Consider the following 2,198-nt stretch of genomic DNA (forward strand, 5'->3'; position numbering starts at 1 on the left):
TCAGTACAAAGCGTTCCATCCAAAGCGTGAATCACAAATCCACGCAAATGGGAATCCTAAATCCCCACAGACCCTAGTCCATGTTCGCCATGAACATCGAGCATTTGAATGGCCTCGACAACGCGAGCACGCTGGATTTTGGCGATCTCCTTAAGCCTGGCCTGAGCCAACGCCGAGAGGCTCTCTGACGTTAGCATCTGATAATCTTCTCTCGCGATTCCAGGGACCGTATAGTTCGCCTGGCGTTCGGAAGGCGGATGAACCAGAAAATCCTCCAGGACACGGTCCATTATCCGGTCGAGTTTTGTGGTTGCTGGATTAACAGCGCCGGTTGTGGCAGCGATCTCCTCAGTTTGCTCGCGAGCAGTCTCACGTTCGACAAGTCTAGTTGCAACTGAATTGGCAGCCTCGATCAATGGTGCTGCCTGCGCGCGCAATGCCGCGACCTTCTCTCTGGCGGCTTTCAACCCTTCATCGATGGGCGCAACCTCTTTCAGAAATTGGCTACAAATCTCATCGACGCGTTCGAGAAAGTCCTCGGCTTGTAGCAGCCGAGCCTCGATAAGAGAGCGTGCCTGGCGATCTCGTTCCGAACCCTTTCCCGCATCGAGGGTTGCAAGTATTCGTTCACATGTTTCGACCGTTTTCTCGGGTCTCGCGGACGCCATTTCGAGAGCAATGCGAAATTGCTCGAGTTCTGCTTCATTTTCATCGATCGTCTTGCAAGCGTCGCGCAGATCGTACTGAATTTGGCGCAACGCATCCCTGTCGTCTCCGGGACCGAGCAAGTCCACCGCTTGGGCCACTTCACGCTGACGAAGCTCCCTTTGGCGATAAGCTCGTTCGCACCGCGCCCGGGCACTTTCCATTTCGAACGACCATAAAATCTCAGCGTTTTCGATGCCCGCCTTCGTAGGAATTCCTACAGCCTCGAGTGGCGCCGCCCGCGGTCCCAAAGGCTGCGTGGGCTGTTGCTCGATACCCATTTCGCGGTAGCTGCGAGGATCGAACTGGCGCGCAATACCAGCTTCTGCCAGTTCGCGGTTACAGATCTCAGCAAAATGCGTACGCATCCGTTTGACAGTCTCGGCACGGTGACTCCGATAGTTCTCGTCGCCACCTCCACGAGTTAGTTTGCTAATTTTTGGTTGGCGAAACGGGTACCGGTATCGGTTGTGCTGGCCTTCGATCTTCTCTCTGACTTCAAAGTCCCAGCGATTATCGGGAAGTCGCGTGCAAGGGCGATCGTAGTATGTGATGTGCAGGTGATCGTTTCGCTCATCGTTATGCTCATCTGGCGCGTGGATGGCGGCGGTATACATGACTCCGAATGCCGCGAGATAGTCGCAGAATGACTGCGCAATCCGCACTCTGGCTGCCGCATTGATTCCATATGGAAATTCCGCTGTGACCCGAAACTGGGTCCGCCCGCCACGACCTTTGCACACACGGATCGGTGTGCGCTTACGGCCCCATGATCCGAGAACTGCGGCTGCTGCCTTCGTTATCTTTTTGCCTTCGGAAAGGTCGATCTCAAGGAAGGCATTCCCTTCGCTTTTCGCAGCTCGCGCAGGGATTTTTGCCATTCGCGCGGCAATTGCTCGCACCTCTGGCGGCAGCGCGTCAGCGTTTGCCAGCTTCTGCCATTCAGATGACTTGAGCAACTTAGCCTCGAATTTCAGGCAATCCGGACTTGCTTCCCGTTCGTGGTGATGGACCTTTAGCCAGAAGTCGCGACGCTCGTCAGGATCATCTGAAATGTTGCTGAAGATCGCGGCTGTCTGACCGTCCGACAAACCGAGAGCCCCAGGTCGGCCGGCGTACTGTTCAAAATCGGCGGCAGAAAGCGTCAGTACCGCATCTGGCCTCGTGACATAGGCATCGTGTTCGGCTGTTGCCGATGACGACAATGGGCGCCGGTTCGAGCCGGACACGAGCACTGACTTTCCTCCTGTTGCCTTGGTCACCGTCTCGTGGGAAAAGTGAAACGACACTTTTCCCTCGGCGGAAACCGGGCGGCTGCTAAATGGTCCAGGGACACCGAACCGCGCGGGGATTACCCATCTCCCGCCAGTATGCCTTTTCGTGTCCTCGGGCACCCTGACGATCTTGGCTTTCCATTTGTCCGTCGTCAAAACATTTGGCACACTTCGGGGCGTAATTTTTCGGAGTGTGGGCCTCGTCCGGTTGGTGATATT

General features: G+C 55.7%; 1 protein-coding gene. It reads right to left on the reverse strand.

Annotated elements, in window-relative coordinates; genetic code table 11:
• Positions 1-56: 56 nt before the first annotated feature.
• The coding region (locus K3174_RS16740) for a MobA/MobL family protein (RefSeq protein ID WP_221560587.1) at positions 57-2,198 on the reverse strand (2,142 nt) is incomplete at its 5' end.

Source organism: Qipengyuania qiaonensis (assembly GCF_019711515.1).
GTDB classification, from domain to species: Bacteria; Pseudomonadota; Alphaproteobacteria; order Sphingomonadales; family Sphingomonadaceae; genus Qipengyuania; species Qipengyuania qiaonensis.